Below are 17757 nucleotides of genomic sequence, written 5' to 3' on the forward strand. Positions count from 1 at the left end.
AAATTTACAACACAGGATAGCGTAATGAAAGTCACTGTATTTGGTATCGGCTATGTCGGTCTGGTTCAGGCTGCGGTGTTGGCCGAAGTCGGACATGACGTTCTCTGTATTGATGTCGATGAAAAAAAGGTTGAGAACCTTAAAAAAGGTCAGATTCCTATTTTTGAACCGGGCCTGACGCCGCTGGTTAAGTCTAACTATGAATCCGGTCGCCTGAAGTTCAGCACCGACGCTGCACTGGGCGTTAACCACGGCGTGATGCAGTTTATCGCCGTAGGGACGCCGCCTGATGAAGATGGTTCGGCCGATCTGAAATATGTTACTGCCGTGGCACGCACCATTGCTCAGCATATGACCGATCATAAAGTGGTCATCGATAAATCTACCGTACCGGTTGGAACGGCTGACAGAGTCCGTGCGGTCATGACGGAAACCCTGCAGGCGCGTGATGCCAATATCAGCTTTGATGTGGTATCCAACCCCGAGTTCCTGAAAGAAGGGGCGGCGGTTGCTGACTGTATGCGTCCCGAGCGCATCGTTGTCGGCACGGATAATGATGCTGTCGTGGAACTGTTGCGTGAGCTCTATGAACCCTTCAACCGCAACCACGATCGTATGATCCTGATGGATATTCGCAGTGCAGAGCTGACGAAATACGCTGCCAACTGCATGCTGGCGACCAAAATCAGCTTTATGAATGAAATTTCCAATCTCGCGGAACGTTTAGGTGCGGATATCGAAAAAGTGCGCCAGGGGATTGGTTCTGACTCACGTATCGGCTATCACTTTATCTACCCTGGCTGCGGCTATGGCGGTTCCTGTTTCCCGAAAGATGTGCAGGCGCTCATTCGTACGGCGGAATCCATTGGTTATACACCTCGTCTGTTAAAAGCTGTAGAAGACGTCAATGACAGCCAGAAAACTAAGCTGCCTGCCTTTATCAAACGTCATTTTGGTGACGATCTGAAAGGTAAGACGTTTGCGCTGTGGGGACTGTCGTTCAAACCGAATACCGACGATATGCGTGAAGCATCGAGCCGTGTATTGATGGAAGCGCTGTGGGAAGCAGGTGCTTCTGTACAGGCTTTCGATCCGGAAGCGATGGATGAAGCACAACGCATTTATGGTCACCGTGATGATTTAAAGCTGATGGGGACCAAAGAATCAGCGCTACAGGGTGCAGACGGTCTTGTCATTTGCACCGAGTGGCAAAATTTCCGCGCCCCTGACTTTGACACAATCAAAAAAGCACTGAAACAACCCGTGATTTTTGATGGGCGCAACCTGTATGATCCCGAACGTCTCAGCAAGCGCGGCTTTATTTATTACGCTATTGGCCGCGGAGCTTCTATTCAGGCCAATTAATTAGTGAGGGATTTATGAATTTTCTGGTAACCGGCGCAGCAGGCTTTATTGGCTTCCATGTGAGCCAACGCCTGTTGGCCGCCGGTCACCAGGTTGTCGGTATTGACAACCTGAATGACTATTATGATGTCAGCCTCAAACAAGCCCGTCTTGATTTGATTGGCGACAACCCATCTTTTACGTTTGTTAAAACCGATTTGGCCGACCGTCAGGCCATTGCAGCACTTTTCGAACAGCACAAATTTCAGCGCGTTATCCACCTGGCCGCTCAGGCTGGTGTGCGCTATTCCCTTGAAAACCCGCATGCGTATGTGGATGCCAATGTTATTGGGCATCTGAATATTCTAGAAGGGTGCCGTCATCATCGTGTTGAACATCTGCTCTATGCGTCGTCCAGCTCAGTTTATGGACTGAACAGTAAGCTGCCGTTCTCTACGGAAGACAGTGTCGATCATCCAGTGTCATTGTATGCCGCGACCAAAAAAGCCAATGAGCTGATGTCGCACACCTATTCGCATCTGTATCAGTTACCCACCACCGGTTTACGTTTCTTCACTGTATACGGTCCGTGGGGACGCCCCGATATGGCCTTGTTTAAATTTACCCGGGCCATGATTGCGGGTGAGGCGATTGACGTCTATAACCAGGGTAAAATGCAACGCGATTTCACCTATATCGATGATGTAGTCGAGGCCATTATTCGTCTGCAGGATTGTATTCCGCAGCCGGATGAAAATTGGACGGTAGAGAGCGGGTCTGCTGCGTCGAGTTCAGCGCCGTATCGTATTTACAATTTAGGCAATAGTCAGCCGATGAGCCTGATTCGCTATATTGAAGCGATTGAAAAAGCATTAGGTGTAACGGCAAATAAAAATCTGATGCCAATGCAACCGGGCGACGTGTTAGCTACCAGCGCAGATACCAGCGATTTATTTAACGCTGTCGGCTTTAAACCGCAAACAGGCGTGGATGAAGGTGTCAGACGTTTTGTTGACTGGTACCGAAACTTTTATTCGGTATAAAAACAAAAAGGAAGCGACCGCTTCCTTTTTTTTCTGGTATTGTTAATCAGGTCGCTAAAATGAAGCCAGCAAAGCCTAAAGCACGCCAGGATTTACAGCAAAAAGTCGTCTAACTGCTTACCATGTTGTTCCATGGCTTTTTTGATTGCTGCTGGTGTACGTCCCTGACCGGTCCAGGTTTTGGTCTCCCCGTTTTCATCAATAAACTGATATTTGGCAGGGCGGGCAGCACGTTTGGCTTTGCCAGACGTTTTGGACTCTGACAATGCGTTGAATAACTCATTGGGATCGATTCCATCCGCTAAAAGCATATCGCGATATTGCTCAAGTTTACGCGCACGCTCTTCCGTTTCTGCTTTAGAATGTGACGCTTCATCGCGGCGTTCATTTACTACGACTTCAAACTTTTCCAGCATTTCTTCCAGTGTTTCCAAAGAACACTCTCTGGCCTGGGCACGCAGCGTGCGGATATTATTAAGATTTTTTAGTGCTTCGCTCATTGTCCTGATCTCTGAATAATGAATAGGAGAGTTGTTCTGCCCGCTAATAGTAGTGGTGGGGGGAAATAACTTCAACATTAAATTAATTTTTAGCTTTAAAAGTTCAAAGGTGAATTTATTAAATTATAAATTCCGCCAGATAAAGCGCGATGTAAGGACCAATGAAACGTTGATGTTTAACCGGCAACCTATAAAGCCCTGACACGGTTCAATGAAAATAAAGCTTAACGCTATACTGTCTTTAATATTCATTTAGTCAAAAATAATGCGCTGCCGTTGCAGGACAGGCAATACCCGACGCTGGCTCTCGTCTGAACGTAACGGGCTGAAAATCAACACAGCATTGCCGGTCAGATATGGTAAAATCGCACTTATTTTGTTTCATCCACACCGGGATACCGTGCCAATGGCTCAACTCTATTTCTACTATTCGGCAATGAACGCGGGTAAATCAACCGCGCTTTTGCAGTCTTCCTATAATTATCAGGAGCGCGGTATGCGGACCCTGGTTTATACCGCTGAGATTGATAATCGCTTTGGTACCGGTAAAGTCAGTTCACGCATTGGCTTGTCATCACCGGCCGTTCTTTATAATGCCGAAAGCCAGCTGGATGTGGAAATTGCACAAGAGCATGCGCGCCAGCCCGTACACTGTGTGTTAGTGGATGAAAGTCAGTTTCTGACCCGGGAACAGGTGAAGGCCTTGTCTGACGTGGTGGATAATCTGGATATTCCGGTGCTGTGTTATGGGTTAAGAACCGACTTTCTGGGAGAATTGTTTACCGGTAGCCAGTATCTGCTGGCCTGGGCCGATAAACTGGTGGAGCTTAAAACCGTATGTCACTGCGGACGTAAAGCGGGCATGGTGCTACGTCTCGACAGCGAAGGCAAACCCTTCCGGGAAGGGGAGCAGGTGGTGATTGGCGGCAATGAGCGCTATATCTCGGTGTGCCGCAAGCACTATAAAAAAGCGATTGAGCAGGGCTGTTTACAGGCTATCCACGGCGCGCAAACGCCAGTCGCGTAATCCTGTTCCTCACCTCAGGTTCACGTGGTCGCAAAAATCTTTCCTGGTGAACCTCATTCGTCTCTTTATCTTTATGGCGACCTGGGAGTCGGTCTGTCCGTGTGTGGTAGCGATTGCACTATTGCACATTCACTGACAGCGGGCGAACAGCCTGCTTATCCTCAACAGCCATAAAAACCCCCTTGTGACCGAGCCACAAGGGGGATGGCGCACCCGCGCTAACGGGCTTGTTCCTGATTAGGCTTTTTTGACCTTTTTAGCGGCTTTGATATCGCTGACGGGTTGAGTCAGCGGCTGTTCAACCTGGGCATAAGGCTCAACAAATTTGCGGCCGTAGTAACTGTCCAGCATGATCTGTTTCAGTTCAGCAATTAACGGATAACGTGGGTTAGCACCGGTACACTGATCGTCGAACGCATCCTCAGCCAGTTTGTCCACTTTCGCCAGAAAATCCGCTTCCTGCACGCCAGCTTCACGAATCGAGGCGGGAATACCCAGTTCCGTTTTAATTTCATCCAGCCAGACCAGCAGTTTCTCAATTTTCTGAGCAGTACGATCGCCTGTGGCGGTCAAACCAAGATAATCGGCGATTTCCGCATAGCGACGACGCGCCTGTGGACGATCATACTGACTGAATGCAGTCTGTTTGGTCGGGTTGTCATTTGCGTTATAACGAATGACGTTGGAAATCAGCAGCGAGTTAGCCAGTCCGTGGGGAATATGGAACTCGGAACCCAGTTTATGGGCCATCGAGTGACATACGCCGAGGAAGGCGTTGGCAAAGGCAATACCGGCAATGGTGGCGGCATTGTGCACACGTTCACGCGCAACCGGATTTTTGGCGCCTTCGGCATAACTGGCGGGCAGGTTCTCTTTCAGCAACTTAAGCGCCTGCAGTGCCTGACCATCAGAATACTCATTCGCCAGAACGGAAACATAGGCTTCCAGTGCATGGGTAACCGCATCCAGACCGCCAAAGGCGCAGAGTGAACGCGGCATATCCATTACGAGGTTCGCATCCACAATGGCCATATCCGGGGTCAGTGCATAATCTGCCAGCGGATATTTTTGACCGGTGGCATCATCCGTGACCACCGCAAACGGGGTCACTTCTGAACCGGTGCCGGAGGTAGTGGTGATGGCTACCATGCGGGCTTTGACGCCCATTTTCGGGAACTTATAGATACGTTTACGAATATCCATAAAGCGTAATGCCAGCTCTTCGAAGTGGGTTTCGGGATGCTCATACATCACCCACATGATTTTCGCCGCATCCATTGGCGAGCCGCCGCCCAGCGCAATGATCACATCGGGTTTAAAGCTGTGCATTTGCTCTGCGCCTTTGCGAACAATGCTCAGTGTTGGGTCTGCTTCGACCTCGAAGAACACTTCCGTTTCAATACCGTGGGATTTCAGGACGCGGGTAACCTGGTCGGCATAGCCGTTATTGAACAGGAAGCGATCAGTCACAACAAATGCACGTTTCGCGCCGTCGGTGGCGACCTCTTCTAAGGCGACAGGCAATGACCCACGACGGAAATAGATAGATTTCGGAAGTTTATGCCACAACATATTTTCAGCTCGCTTGGCGACGGTTTTCTTATTGATCAGATGTTTAGGTCCAACGTTTTCGGAAATTGAGTTACCTCCCCAGGAGCCACAACCCAGCGTCAACGAAGGCGCGAGTTTGAAGTTATATAAATCGCCAATCCCACCCTGAGAAGCGGGGGTATTAATCAGGATACGGGCCGTTTTCATTTTGTCGCCAAAATAGTGGACGCGTGCGGACTGGTTATCCTGATCCGTGTACAGGCAGGAGGTGTGGCCAATGCCGCCCATGGCGACCAGTTTTTCCGCTTTACTGACGGCGTCTTCGTAATCTTTAGCCCGGTACATCGCCAGCGTTGGCGACAGTTTTTCATGGGCAAAAGGTTCGGATTCGTCGACCCGTTCAACTTCACCAATCAGAATTTTGGTATCGGTTGGTACCGTAATGCCCGCCATCTCAGCAATTTTTACTGCGGGCTGGCCCACAATCGCGGCGTTGAGGCTGCCATTTTTCAGGATAATATTCTGAACCGCCTGAAGTTCGTGGCCCTGCAGCAGGTAGCCACCATGACTGGCGAAACGTGCCCGAACGGCATCGTAAATCGCATCGACAACAATAACGGACTGCTCTGAGGCACAAATCACGCCGTTATCAAACGTTTTCGACATCAGGATGGACGCCACCGCGCGTTTAACATCTGCCGTTTCATCAATCACGACAGGTGTATTCCCGGCACCGACACCAATAGCCGGTTTGCCGGAACTGTAAGCGGCTTTCACCATGCCCGGTCCACCTGTGGCAAGAATCAGATTGATGTCCGGGTGGTGCATCAGCTGATTCGACAGCTCAACAGAGGGCGCATCTATCCAGCCGATAATGTCTTTAGGGGCGCCAGCAGCAATCGCGGCCTGCAGCACAATATCGGCGGCTTTATTGGTGGCATCTTTGGCGCGAGGATGCGGCGAGAAGATAATACCGTTGCGGGTTTTAAGGCTGATCAGGGCTTTGAAGATGGCGGTAGAGGTGGGGTTGGTGGTCGGGACGATCCCACAAATTAAGCCGATGGGTTCGGCAATCGTAATGGTGCCAAAGGTATCATCGGTTTCCAGTACGCCGCAGGTTTTATCATCCTTATAGGCGTTATAAATATATTCGGACGCAAAGTGATTTTTGATGACTTTGTCTTCGACAATGCCCATGCCCGATTCTGCGACCGCCATCTTCGCTAAGGGAATACGGGCATCAGCAGCGGCCAGTGCGGCTGCGCGGAAAATAGCATCGACTTGTTGTTGAGAAAAACTGGCGAACGCTTGCTGGGCTTTTTTTACCCGTTCAACCAGTGCATTGAGTTCAGCTACATTAGTAACGGCCATTGTGATCTCCTGAGGAAGTTAAACTTTTTTAGGAAACAAGCCTGAACGGAAAGTATAGCCAGGGTAAAAACCGCTCAATCACGGAGCATGAAAGTGCGGTTTTTCAGTTGTTTACTAAAAGAATTCTTTTTCTCCGGTGGTATCGTGGCTGACAACAAAAGAGTATCGGGTTTAGGGGACAGCAATGATGATCCAAATCAATTTAAACCACAGCTGACACCTTTCAGCCTGCGGTTCATGAGGGGGAGGGCGATGAGGTTAAAAGCGGTAACAAAAGTAACATCTGCCAGCCTTTGTGGAATGGCTGGTTTAACGCCCTAAACTGTAAGTAAATTAACAGAATAAATAACTCTCGCTTCAACTGGCGTGCGCGGCGTTTTTACCTTACATTAGGCGCGTTTTTCATCTGGGATGTGGAGTGAACCGTGAATCCTGCGCTGTTAGATCTTTCTGGCTATATCAAGTTTTTCGTAGGCCTGTTTGCACTGGTGAATCCCATTGGCATCATTCCGGTGTTTATCAGCATGACGCGTTATCAGGGCGTGGCAGAACGTAATAAAACGAATCTCACCGCAAACCTTGCTGTGGCCATTATTCTCTGGACGTCGCTGTTTTTAGGGGATGCCATTCTGCATGTGTTTGGCATCTCAATTGATTCTTTCCGTATTGCCGGGGGCATTCTGGTTGTCACGATAGCGATGTCGATGATCAGCGGAAAGCTGGGCGAAGATAAACAAAACAAGCAGGAAAAAACAGAAACCGCGATTCGCGAAAGTATTGGCGTTGTTCCGCTGGCTTTACCGCTGATGGCCGGGCCCGGCGCAATCAGCTCAACTATCGTCTGGAGTACGCGCTATCACAGTTGGTTAAATCTGCTGGGATTTACCGTGGCAGTGGCCATTTTTGCCTTCAGTTGTTGGTTACTGTTTCGTGCCGCCCCTATTATGGTCAGAGTACTGGGGCAAACGGGCATCAACGTCATCACCCGTATCATGGGGCTGCTGTTAATGGCGCTGGGCATCGAATTTGTGGTAACAGGCATTAAAGCGATTTTTCCAGGGCTGGTAAGCTGAATACCCACTTATTTTAACAAACATAAAAAGACAGGCACCAAAAGAGTGCAATACGACACTATATTGCACTCTAAACGGGCAATTATTTGCACCGCTGTATATCCTCTCCGGGTTATCACTTTCCCTAATACTCAGTGCGCGTCCCGATAGTACGCGCCTGGCCTTCCTGTCATCAATCTCACCTTATATTCTGCTTTGACGGTGCATGTTGGCATGATTAATGCTGGTAAAGGCCCATTAATGCCTTTTTAAATGGCACATCGGGAAAGAATGACGCTACAACAACGCAGTCAAAATCGGTGAATGTAATATTCTGGTTAGAATAGCATCAAATCTATGAATATTTTTATAATTCAGTAGGTTAATGTATTTTTAGGCTAAAAATTAACACTTCCACTGGGAAAAATCTCATGATAAAAGAGAAACAGATAACATTTTAACTATTTAGTTTTGGCGCCGTCATTCAGCTTCTGCTAATTTTCGGCGCATTGAGCATGTTTTCCCGAAGGTCGAAATAGCAAGATTTTTTTCTTGATGCAGACGGGATTGCAGAATAAAAACGGGCAGGTCAACAAGGTGTGGTAAATGAACGCTCAGCAATATTGGTCTTGTCTGGCACTAGGTGTGATGACTGCTTTACCCGTCTGTGCGGCCAGCGTACCCGCCGGCGTGACCTTATCGCCACAGCAGCAAATTGTCATTAACAATGGCTCCGAAGTGGCCTCACTTGACCCGCATAAGACGGAAGGTGTGCCGGAATCCAATATTATCCTGAATCTGCTGGACGGGCTGGTTAATACAGATAATAACGGTAAGGTTGTCCCCGGTGTGGCTGAGAGCTGGGAAAATCAGCAAGGAAAAATCTGGACCTTCACGCTGCGCAACGATGCAAAATGGAGCAACGGCGAACCGGTAACGGCTAACGATTTTGTTTACAGCTGGCGACGCCTGGCCGATCCGAAAACTGCATCTCCTTACACCAGTTATCTGCAGGCGGCGCATATTGCCAATGCCGACGAGATTATTGCGGGTAAAGCGGCACCAGACCAACTGGGCGTAAAAGCGATTGACGATCACCATTTACAGGTCACTTTAACAGAGCCCGTTCCCTATCTGATTGCCATGCTGGCGCATACGGCTATGAAACCCGTGTATGCACCCGCTATCCAGAAATGGGGCGAGGCGTGGACTCAACCCGGGCATTATGTTGGTAATGGTGCTTATACCTTAAGTGACTGGGTCGTCAACGAAAAAATTGTCCTGAAGCGCAATCCGCTTTACTGGAACAACGCGCAAACCGTGATTGAGCAGGGGACATTTCTGCCGATCAGTTCTGAGAACAGCGACATTAACCGCTATCGCAGCGGTGGCCTGGATATGACCAACAGCGCCATCCCGCCCAATATGTTCGCGAAGCTGCGTAAGGACATCGGCGACGAAGTCAAAGTCAGCCCCTTGTTGTGTACGTTTTATTATGAAATCAACAACAAAAAGCCGCCTTTTACTGATGCGCGCGTGCGCGCGGCTATAAAGATGACGCTGGACCGCGACATTATCGCCAAAAAGATTATGGGGCAGGGCCAGATTCCGGCTTACAGTTTTACACCGCCCTATACCAATGGGGCCGCGTTAGCCACACCGGAATGGATGACCTGGTCCCAGTCGCAGCGCAATGAGGCGGCAAAGAAACTGCTGGCGGAAGCGGGTTTCGACAGTAAAAATCCTTTGCGTTTTACGCTGCTCTATAACACCTCCGATCAAAATAAAACCCAGGCGATTGCTGCAGCGTCAATGTGGCAGCGCAACCTCGGGGCGCAGGTCACCTTACAAAATCAGGAATGGAAAACGCTGCTGGAAACGCGTCATCAGGCACAGTATGACGTGGTGCGGGCCACATGGTGCGCGGATTATAACGAGCCCTCTACTTTCCTGAATATGTTCCTGAGTCCGTCGTCGACCAATACCGCGTTTTATCGTAGTGCGGCCTTTGATCGGCTGATGGCAGACACGCTAAGCGTCACAAAGGATGCTGACCGCGCGGCATTGTATCAGCAGGCTGAAACACAACTCGACAAAGACTCGGCAATTGTGCCAGTTTACTACCGCGTCAGCGTGAGGCTGGTTAAACCCTGGGTTGGCGGGTTCACCGGCCACGATCCGCAGGACATGACAGATCTGAAATATTATTTCATTAAACAACACTGATAACGCGCTTATCCGGCGGCACAGCCGGGAAGGGCGTTACCGTGCTGACCACGCTACAGGGTCAATGCTCCCCAGGTGAAAACACCGGGGCCCGAATACGGGGAACACTGAGGTCGCAAACACCCTCGGTGAAAATAAAAAAACTGGAGTTAAGAATGAACAACATCACGAAGAAAACCCTGATTGCTGCCAGCGTCTTTGCAGCGATGAGTGCGCTCACAGCCAACAGCGTTATCGCCGCCACGGTCCCTGCCGGGGTTGAACTGGCCGCGAAGCAGGAGCTGGTAAAAGGAAACGGTAGCGAGGTTCAGTCGCTGGATCCGCACAAAATTGAAGGCGTACCGGAATCGAACGTCAGCCGTGACCTGTTTGAAGGACTGGTGATCAGCGATACCAACGGCCATCCGATTCCTGGCGTGGCAGAGAGCTGGGATAATAAAGACTTTAAAGTCTGGACCTTCCATCTGCGCAAAAATGCCAAATGGTCAAACGGTGAGCCGGTGACTGCTCAGGATTTCGTTTACAGCTGGCAGCGTCTGGCCGATCCGAAAACCGCGTCTCCTTATGCCAGCTATCTGCAATACGGTCACCTGGCCAACGTTGACGATATTATCGCCGGTAAGAAACCGCCAACAGATTTGGGCGTGAAGGCGCTTGACGATCATACGCTGCAAGTGACCCTGAGCGAGCCGGTTCCGTATTTCTATAAATTACTGATTCACTCCTCAATGTCGCCGGTAAACAAAGCGGTTATTGAGAAATTCGGTGATAAGTGGACCCAGCCTGAAAATATCGTCAGCAACGGTGCCTTTAAGCTGGAATCTCACGTCATTAACGAACGTATTACCGTTGTGCGCAACCCTGATTACTGGGATAACGCGCATACCGTGCTGAACAAAGTCACCTTCCTGCCCATTTCGTCAGAAGTCAGTGATGTTAACCGTTACTTCTCTGATAACGGCAGTGACATGACCTATAACAATCTGCCGATTGAGCTGTTCAAAAAATTACAGCGTGACAACGGTAAAGAGCTGCATGTTGACCCTTATCTGTGCACCTACTATTACGAAATTAATAACCAGAAAGCGCCTTTCACCGATCCGCGCGTACGTGCCGCATTGAAACTGGGTATCGACCGCGACATTATCGTGGATAAAGTACTGGCGCAGGGCCAGAAGCCAGCCTACAGCTACACGCCACCTGCAACAGATGGTATGGAGCTGGTGAAGCCAGAGTGGTTTACCTGGTCACAGGAAAAACGTAATGCTGAAGCCAAAAAGCTGCTGGCTGAAGCCGGTTACACGGCAGACAAACCGTTAACGTTTACGCTCCTGTACAACACCTCCGATCTGCATAAAAAACTGGCCATTGCCGCCTCGTCGATTTGGGCCAAAAATCTGGGTGTGAAAGTGAAGCTGGAGAACCAGGAGTGGAAAACCTTCCTGGATACGCGTCATCAGGGCAACTTCGACGTTGCACGTGCAGGCTGGTGTGCAGACTATAACGAACCGACGTCGTTCCTGAATACCATGCTGTCTGACAGCAGTAACAACACCGCGCACTACAAGAGCCCGGCCTTCGACAAGCTGATGAAAGATGCCCTGGCCACAACCGATGATAAAGCCCGGTCGGCTGACTATGAAAAAGCTGAGCAGCAGCTGGATAAAGACTCTGCCATCGTGCCATTGTACTACTACGTGAACACCCGTCTGGTGAAACCGTATGTCGGTGGTTATACCGGTAAAGATCCGCTGGATAACGTCGCAGACAGAAACCTGTACATCATTAAGCACTAACAGAACACCAAGAACAGCGGCGGCGCCATGAGCGCCGCCTGTATTTTTTAATGCAATGTGAAGCACCAGCCTGGTAGGTACGGCAATGTTAAAATTCATTTTGCGTCGGTTACTTGAAGCCATCCCGACGCTTTTCGTCCTTATTACTATCTCCTTCTTTATGATGCGACTGGCCCCCGGCAGTCCGTTCACGGGTGAGCGTACGCTGTCGCCAGAGGTGATGGCGAATATCGAGGCGAAATATCACCTCAACGATCCCATTGGCAAGCAATATGTTGATTACCTGATTCAACTGGCCCATGGCGACTTTGGCCCCTCGTTTAAATATAAAGACTATTCGGTGAACTACCTGGTTGGTCATGCCTTTCCGGTGTCGGCCAAACTGGGCCTGGCTGCCTTTATCCTGGCCGTGGTACTGGGCGTGACGGCAGGGGTTATCGCCGCGCTGAAGCAAAACACCCTGTGGGATTACGTCGTCATGGGGGTGGCAATGACTGGCGTGGTCATACCGAGTTTTGTGGTTGCCCCGCTGTTAGTCCTGATTTTCGCCATTACGCTGAAATGGCTGCCGGGTGGCGGCTGGAACGGTGGACAGTGGAACTATATGCTGCTGCCGATGGTGGCGTTATCCCTGGCTTACATTGCCAGTATCGCGCGTATCACTCGTGGCTCAATGATTGAGGTGATGCATTCCAACTTTATCCGTACCGCGCGAGCCAAAGGGTTGCCGTTACGTCGTATCGTTTTACGTCACGCGCTCAAGCCAGCACTGTTGCCGGTTATTTCCTATATGGGACCGGCATTTGTGGGCATTATTACTGGCTCTATGGTGATTGAATCTATTTACGGACTGCCCGGTATCGGTCAGCTGTTTGTCAACGGCGCGCTTAACCGTGACTACTCGCTGGTACTGAGCCTGACGATTCTGGTGGGGCTGTTGACCATTCTGTTTAACGCGATCGTCGATGTGCTCTATGCCGTTATCGACCCGAAAATTCGCTACTGATTCTGGAGTTCGCCATGATGTTAAGTAAGAAAAATAGCGAAGCTCTTGATGCATTCAGTGAAAAACTGGAAGTCGAAGGGCGTAGCCTGTGGCAGGATGCCCGTCGCCGTTTTATTCATAACCGGGCCGCGTTAATCAGCTTGATGGTGCTGATGTTAATCACGCTGTTTGTAATTTTCGCGCCCATGTTGTCACCGTTCTCTTATTTCGATACCGACTGGGGAATGATGTCATCCCCGCCAGATACCACGTCCGGACACTGGTTTGGCACCGACTCATCGGGGCGTGATCTGCTGGTGCGCGTCGCCATTGGCGGTCGTATTTCGTTAATGGTGGGCATTGCCGCCGCCCTGATCGCCGTGGTGGTGGGAACGCTCTACGGTTCCATTGCCGGTTACCTTGGTGGAAAAATCGACTCCGTGATGATGCGTATTCTGGAAATCCTTAACTCCTTCCCGTTTATGTTTTTCGTCATTCTGTTGGTCACCTTCTTTGGCCGTAACATCCTGCTGATTTTTGCTGCTATCGGTATGGTGTCGTGGCTGGACATGGCGCGTATCGTGCGTGGACAAACTCTGAGCCTGAAGCGCAAAGAGTTTATTGAAGCGGCGCATGTTGGCGGCGTTTCGACCTGGAAAATTGTGACGCGCCATATCGTGCCTAACGTGCTGGGCGTGGTGGTGGTTTACGCCTCGCTGCTGGTACCCAGCATGATTCTGTTCGAATCATTCCTGAGCTTTCTCGGTCTGGGCACCCAGGAGCCGCTAAGTAGCTGGGGCGCGCTGTTGAGCGATGGGGCTAACTCCATGGAAGTTTCGCCGTGGCTGTTGCTGTTCCCGGCCATTTTCCTGGTGGTCACGCTGTTCTGTTTTAACTTTATTGGCGATGGCCTGCGTGATGCCCTCGACCCCAAAGATCGTTAAGGAGTTTCCCGATGACTATTCATGAATTTCAGCCTGCTCAGGCTGCACGCGCGGGAAGCGACCTGTTGCTTGAAGTGAAAGACTTACGTGTTACGTTCGGCACCCATGACGGTGATGTCACCGCCGTGAACGATCTCAATTTCTCACTGCGAGCCGGGGAAACCCTGGGCATTGTCGGTGAGTCAGGCTCGGGTAAATCGCAAACCGCGTTTGCGCTGATGGGCCTGCTGGCCAGCAATGGCCGCATTGGCGGCTCTGCGTTGTTCAACGGTAAAGAGATTCTTAATCTGCCGGAAAAACAGTTAAACCGGCTGCGCGCTGAACAAATCGCGATGATTTTTCAGGATCCCATGACATCACTGAATCCGTATATGCGGGTCGGCGAACAGTTAATGGAAGTGCTGAAACTGCACAAAGGCATGAGCAGCGCTCAGGCCTTTGAAGAGTCGGTGAAAATGCTGGACGCGGTAAAAATGCCTGAAGCCCGCAAACGCATGAAGATGTACCCACATGAGTTTTCAGGCGGGATGCGTCAGCGCGTGATGATCGCGATGGCGCTCCTGTGCCGGCCTAAGCTGCTGATTGCGGATGAACCGACGACCGCGCTGGATGTTACGGTGCAGGCGCAGATTATGACGCTGCTGAATGAGCTGAAGCGCGAGTTCAATACGGCGATCATCATGATTACCCACGATCTGGGCGTGGTGGCCGGGATCTGCGATAAAGTGCTGGTGATGTATGCCGGCCGCACCATGGAATACGGTCGCGCGCGCGATGTGTTTTATCAGCCGGCTCACCCCTACTCGATTGGTCTCCTGAATGCGGTGCCAAGACTGGATGCAGAAGGTGAAAGCCTGACCACCATTCCGGGTAATCCACCAAACCTGCTGCGTCTGCCGCAGGGTTGTCCGTTCCAGCCGCGCTGTCCGCATGCCATGGATATCTGTTCCAAAGCACCGCCGCTGTTACCGTTTGCAGAAGGGCGCTTACGCGCCTGCTTTAAGCCGGTGGAGGAACTCGTATGAGCCTGGCAGAAAAAAAAGTCCTACTCGAAATTGCCGATCTGAAAGTTCATTTCGACATCAAGGATGACAAGCAGTGGTTCTGGCAGCCGCCAAAAACGCTGAAGGCCGTGGATGGCGTCAGTCTGCGTCTGTACGAAGGAGAAACGCTGGGTGTGGTGGGCGAATCCGGCTGCGGTAAATCCACGCTGGCACGTGCGATTATCGGGTTAGTGAAAGCCACGGAAGGCCGTGTCACCTGGCTTGGCCGTAACCTGCTGGGGCAGAGTGAGGAAGAGTGGCGTAAAGCGCGTAGCGATATCCAGATGATATTTCAGGATCCGCTGGCCTCGCTTAACCCGCGCATGACCATCGGCGATATTATCGCCGAGCCCTTACGTACCTATCACCCTGAGCTTTCTCGCCAGGACATCAAAGATCGCGTCAAAACGATGATGATGAAAGTGGGCTTGTTGCCTAACCTGATTAACCGGTATCCGCACGAGTTTTCAGGCGGTCAGTGTCAGCGTATCGGCATTGCGCGTGCATTGATTCTTGAGCCTAAACTGATCATCTGTGATGAACCGGTCTCTGCACTGGATGTGTCCATTCAGGCGCAGGTGGTCAACCTGCTACAGCAACTGCAGCGAGAAATGGGGCTGTCGCTGATCTTTATCGCCCACGACCTGGCGGTGGTGAAGCACATCTCGGATCGCGTACTGGTGATGTATCTGGGGCACGCGGTGGAGCTGGGCACCTACGATGAGGTGTATACCCATCCGCAGCATCCTTATACCAAGGCGCTGATGTCAGCCGTACCGATTCCCGATCCGGATCTGGAAAAAAATAAGCAGATTCAGTTGCTGGAAGGGGAATTACCGTCGCCGATCAATCCGCCATCCGGATGCGTTTTCCGCACCCGCTGCCCGATTGCTGGACCGGAATGCGCCAAAACGCGGCCGCTGCTCGAAGGCAGCTTCCGCCATGCGGTGTCCTGCCTGAAGGTGGATCCGCTTTAAACCAAAACGCCGGGCTGTTGCCCGGCGTTTTCGCTACGAGGTGAGGACTACTCACGCCACAAAATATGGCACAGCTTGTGATCTTTTTCCCGACACAGCAGTACGCGCGCAAACACATCGGTAATAGGTTCGCCGTCTGCTTCGCCCAGACCAATGACCACTTCAGAGAAAAAGTCGGGGTTCAAATCGAAGTCCACGTGCTCCTGCCAGTCTTCGCCCGGATCAAACAGTTCGGCGCCGCCACGCTCTTCAAACTGCAGATTGAAAAGAATAATGTCTGCAGGGTCAAGGTTGTCACCTGCCAGTTCAAGAAAAATGTCGTAGGCCTGTTCCAGCGTTTCGTCTTCTGTCAGGCGGTTGTTCAGATCCATTTTCGGTCCCGTTTATCTGAGGGCGGTTCGTAATTTCGCTCGTTTTACAGTAAAGGACTAAAGAAGTAAAACAGTCGTTCGACAATCCGCTTCCACCAGGCACGTTTTGCCCACCGTCTGGCGTCAAGCAGGCGCGAACGGGCAATATAGTCGTCCTGGACGCAGGCCAAATCGCTGCCAAATCCGGCGTCATCGACGGCGAGTGTAATTTCGAAATTCAGCCATAAGCTGCGCATATCGAGATTTACGGTCCCCACTAAACTCAACTGACCATCGACCAGCACGCTTTTGGTATGCAGCAGGCCATCTTCAAACTGGTAGATCTTAACGCCGGCCTCAAGCAGCTCACTAAAAAACGAGCGGCTGGCCCAGCTTACGAGCAGAGAGTCGTTGTGCCGCGGAACCACCAGACTCACATTGACGCCACGTAGCGCAGCCGTGCAGATGGCATGCAGCAGATCGTCACTGGGCACCAGATAAGGCGTGGTCATGATCAGCTGTTCGCGGGCAGAGTAGACCGCCGTAAGCAACGCCTGATGAATTAAATCCTCGGGAAAACCGGGACCGGAAGCGATCACCTGAACGGTATGACCACTTTCCTGTTCGAACGGCATAATATTGCGGTCGGGCGGTGGGGGCAGAATACGCTTGCCGGTCTCAATTTCCCAGTCACAGCTGTAAACGATCCCCATGGCGGTTGATACCGGCCCTTCCATACGCGCCATCAGATCGACCCACTGACCCACGCCCGCGTCCTGTTTAAAAAAGCGCGGGTCCACCAGATTCATGCTGCCGGTATAGGCGATATAGTTGTCAATCAGCACCATTTTGCGATGCTGACGTAAATCCATACGACGCAGAAAGACACGCAGCAGGCTGACCTGTAGCGCCTCAACCACATCAATACCCGCATTACGCATCATCCCGACCCACGGGCTGCGGAAGAAGGCGACGCTGCCTGCGGAATCCAGCATAAGGCGGCAGTGAACACCGCGCCGCGACGCGGCCATCAGGGATTCGGCGACTTCATCCGCCAGTCCGCCCGGATTCCAGATATAAAACACCATCTCAATATTGTGCCGGGCCAGCTGAATATCCCTGATAAGGGCTTTCATTACATCGTCCGAACTGGTCAACAGCTGTAACTGATTCCCTTTTACCCCTGCGATGCCCTGACGGTTGTTGCACAACTGAAATAACGCCTGCGCGACATCGCTGTAATCGGTGGCAAAGATTTCGGTACGCTTTTTAAGATCATTCAGCCAGCGGGCGGTAGAGGGCCACATCGTTCGCGCGCGTTCAGCCCGGCGTTTACCCAGATGCAATTCACCAAACGACAGATAAGCAATAATGCCAACCAGTGGCAGAATAAAAATAATCAGCAGCCATGCCATTGCCGAGGTTACGGCTCGTCGCTTCATCAGAATGCGCAGGGTAATACCCGCAATCAATAACCAGTAACCAAATACCAATAACCAACTGATAAGCGTATAAAACGTCGTCATTAAGTGGACATCCTGTTCGCGC

General features: G+C 51.1%; 14 protein-coding genes. 10 read left to right on the forward strand and 4 right to left on the reverse strand.

Annotation, left to right across the window (positions count from 1 at the left end; all coding sequences use genetic code 11):
* Positions 1–24 precede the first annotated feature (24 nt).
* Together RAC90_RS02130 and RAC90_RS02135 are read left to right on the forward strand one after the other, a co-directional pair.
* Complete coding sequence (locus RAC90_RS02130) at positions 25–1365, forward strand: UDP-glucose/GDP-mannose dehydrogenase family protein (RefSeq protein WP_054633686.1); 1341 nt, start codon at positions 25–27, stop codon at positions 1363–1365.
* A gap of 14 nt (positions 1366–1379) precedes the next feature.
* Positions 1380–2387, forward strand: coding sequence for an NAD-dependent epimerase (locus RAC90_RS02135; protein ID WP_054687697.1), 1008 nt, complete (start codon positions 1380–1382; stop codon positions 2385–2387).
* Positions 2388–2479: 92 nt separating this feature from the next.
* Here the strand turns inward: RAC90_RS02135 and hns are convergent, their stop codons facing one another.
* Positions 2480–2887 (reverse strand): histone-like nucleoid-structuring protein H-NS, encoded by a 408-nt coding sequence (gene hns, locus RAC90_RS02140; protein ID WP_054687698.1) that lies wholly within the window; start codon positions 2885–2887, stop codon positions 2480–2482.
* Between the two features lie 406 nt (positions 2888–3293).
* Between hns and tdk the strand changes: the two genes are divergently transcribed.
* Positions 3294–3914 carry a thymidine kinase gene (tdk, locus tag RAC90_RS02145; protein ID WP_006119396.1) on the forward strand — a complete coding sequence of 207 codons (621 nt, stop codon included), beginning with the start codon at positions 3294–3296 and terminating at the stop codon, positions 3912–3914.
* Positions 3915–4151: 237 nt separating this feature from the next.
* Here the strand turns inward: tdk and adhE are convergent, their stop codons facing one another.
* A complete protein-coding gene (gene adhE / locus RAC90_RS02150) occupies positions 4152–6836 on the reverse strand; it encodes a bifunctional acetaldehyde-CoA/alcohol dehydrogenase (protein WP_054687699.1) in 2685 nt (894 codons plus the stop codon).
* A 425-nt stretch (positions 6837–7261) separates the two neighbouring features.
* Here adhE and RAC90_RS02155 point away from each other — a divergent pair, with 425 nt between their 5' ends.
* From RAC90_RS02155 to oppF, 7 genes are all read left to right on the forward strand, one after another.
* Positions 7262–7909 carry a YchE family NAAT transporter gene (locus tag RAC90_RS02155; protein ID WP_006119393.1) on the forward strand — a complete coding sequence of 216 codons (648 nt, stop codon included), beginning with the start codon at positions 7262–7264 and terminating at the stop codon, positions 7907–7909.
* Positions 7910–8494: 585 nt separating this feature from the next.
* Positions 8495–10114, forward strand: a complete 1620-nt coding sequence (locus RAC90_RS02160; protein ID WP_054687700.1) for an ABC transporter substrate-binding protein — start codon at positions 8495–8497, stop codon at positions 10112–10114.
* 155 nt (positions 10115–10269) lie between these two features.
* Positions 10270–11910 (forward strand): oligopeptide ABC transporter substrate-binding protein OppA, encoded by a 1641-nt coding sequence (oppA, locus tag RAC90_RS02165; protein WP_039343014.1) that lies wholly within the window; start codon positions 10270–10272, stop codon positions 11908–11910.
* 85 nt (positions 11911–11995) lie between these two features.
* Positions 11996–12916: an oligopeptide ABC transporter permease OppB gene (gene oppB / locus RAC90_RS02170; protein WP_006119378.1), complete on the forward strand. Its 921-nt coding sequence runs from the start codon at positions 11996–11998 to the stop codon at positions 12914–12916.
* 14 nt (positions 12917–12930) lie between these two features.
* Complete coding sequence (gene oppC, locus RAC90_RS02175) at positions 12931–13839, forward strand: oligopeptide ABC transporter permease OppC (RefSeq protein ID WP_006119376.1); 909 nt, start codon at positions 12931–12933, stop codon at positions 13837–13839.
* Positions 13840–13850: 11 nt separating this feature from the next.
* Positions 13851–14864, forward strand: a complete 1014-nt coding sequence (locus RAC90_RS02180) for an ABC transporter ATP-binding protein (protein WP_006119374.1) — start codon at positions 13851–13853, stop codon at positions 14862–14864.
* The gene (gene oppF, locus RAC90_RS02185) at positions 14861–15859 is read left to right on the forward strand and encodes a murein tripeptide/oligopeptide ABC transporter ATP binding protein OppF (RefSeq protein WP_039343011.1); all 999 of its coding nucleotides are present in this window, start codon (positions 14861–14863) and stop codon (positions 15857–15859) included. The genes RAC90_RS02180 and oppF overlap by 4 nt, the downstream gene beginning before the upstream one ends.
* Before the next feature lie 47 nt (positions 15860–15906).
* On the opposite strand, the gene RAC90_RS02190 is transcribed toward oppF, so the two are convergent.
* Together RAC90_RS02190 and cls are read right to left on the reverse strand one after the other, a co-directional pair.
* Positions 15907–16230 (reverse strand): HI1450 family dsDNA-mimic protein, encoded by a 324-nt coding sequence (locus RAC90_RS02190; RefSeq protein WP_006119371.1) that lies wholly within the window; start codon positions 16228–16230, stop codon positions 15907–15909.
* A 44-nt stretch (positions 16231–16274) separates the two neighbouring features.
* Positions 16275–17735: a cardiolipin synthase gene (gene cls / locus RAC90_RS02195; protein WP_033741857.1), complete on the reverse strand. Its 1461-nt coding sequence runs from the start codon at positions 17733–17735 to the stop codon at positions 16275–16277.
* Positions 17736–17757: the final 22 nt, after the last annotated feature.

The organism is Pantoea sp. CS_6 (assembly GCF_041954745.1).
Classification (GTDB): domain Bacteria; phylum Pseudomonadota; class Gammaproteobacteria; order Enterobacterales; family Enterobacteriaceae; genus Pantoea; species Pantoea stewartii.

Excerpts from the sequence above, each read along its gene's own strand:
- RAC90_RS02160 (WP_054687700.1), top strand. The coding sequence starts at position 8,495 with ATGAACGCTCAGCAATATTGGTCTTGTCTGGCACTAGGTGTGATGACT.
- RAC90_RS02190 (WP_006119371.1), bottom strand. The coding sequence starts at position 16,230 with ATGGATCTGAACAACCGCCTGACAGAAGACGAAACGCTGGAACAGGCC.
- oppF (WP_039343011.1), top strand. The coding sequence starts at position 14,861 with ATGAGCCTGGCAGAAAAAAAAGTCCTACTCGAAATTGCCGATCTGAAA.
- oppA (WP_039343014.1), top strand. The coding sequence starts at position 10,270 with ATGAACAACATCACGAAGAAAACCCTGATTGCTGCCAGCGTCTTTGCA.
- oppB (WP_006119378.1), top strand. The coding sequence starts at position 11,996 with ATGTTAAAATTCATTTTGCGTCGGTTACTTGAAGCCATCCCGACGCTT.
- RAC90_RS02180 (WP_006119374.1), top strand. The coding sequence starts at position 13,851 with ATGACTATTCATGAATTTCAGCCTGCTCAGGCTGCACGCGCGGGAAGC.
- hns (WP_054687698.1), bottom strand. The coding sequence starts at position 2,887 with ATGAGCGAAGCACTAAAAAATCTTAATAATATCCGCACGCTGCGTGCC.
- oppC (WP_006119376.1), top strand. The coding sequence starts at position 12,931 with ATGATGTTAAGTAAGAAAAATAGCGAAGCTCTTGATGCATTCAGTGAA.
- adhE (WP_054687699.1), bottom strand. The coding sequence starts at position 6,836 with ATGGCCGTTACTAATGTAGCTGAACTCAATGCACTGGTTGAACGGGTA.
- RAC90_RS02135 (WP_054687697.1), top strand. The coding sequence starts at position 1,380 with ATGAATTTTCTGGTAACCGGCGCAGCAGGCTTTATTGGCTTCCATGTG.
- RAC90_RS02130 (WP_054633686.1), top strand. The coding sequence starts at position 25 with ATGAAAGTCACTGTATTTGGTATCGGCTATGTCGGTCTGGTTCAGGCT.
- cls (WP_033741857.1), bottom strand. The coding sequence starts at position 17,735 with ATGACGACGTTTTATACGCTTATCAGTTGGTTATTGGTATTTGGTTAC.
- tdk (WP_006119396.1), top strand. The coding sequence starts at position 3,294 with ATGGCTCAACTCTATTTCTACTATTCGGCAATGAACGCGGGTAAATCA.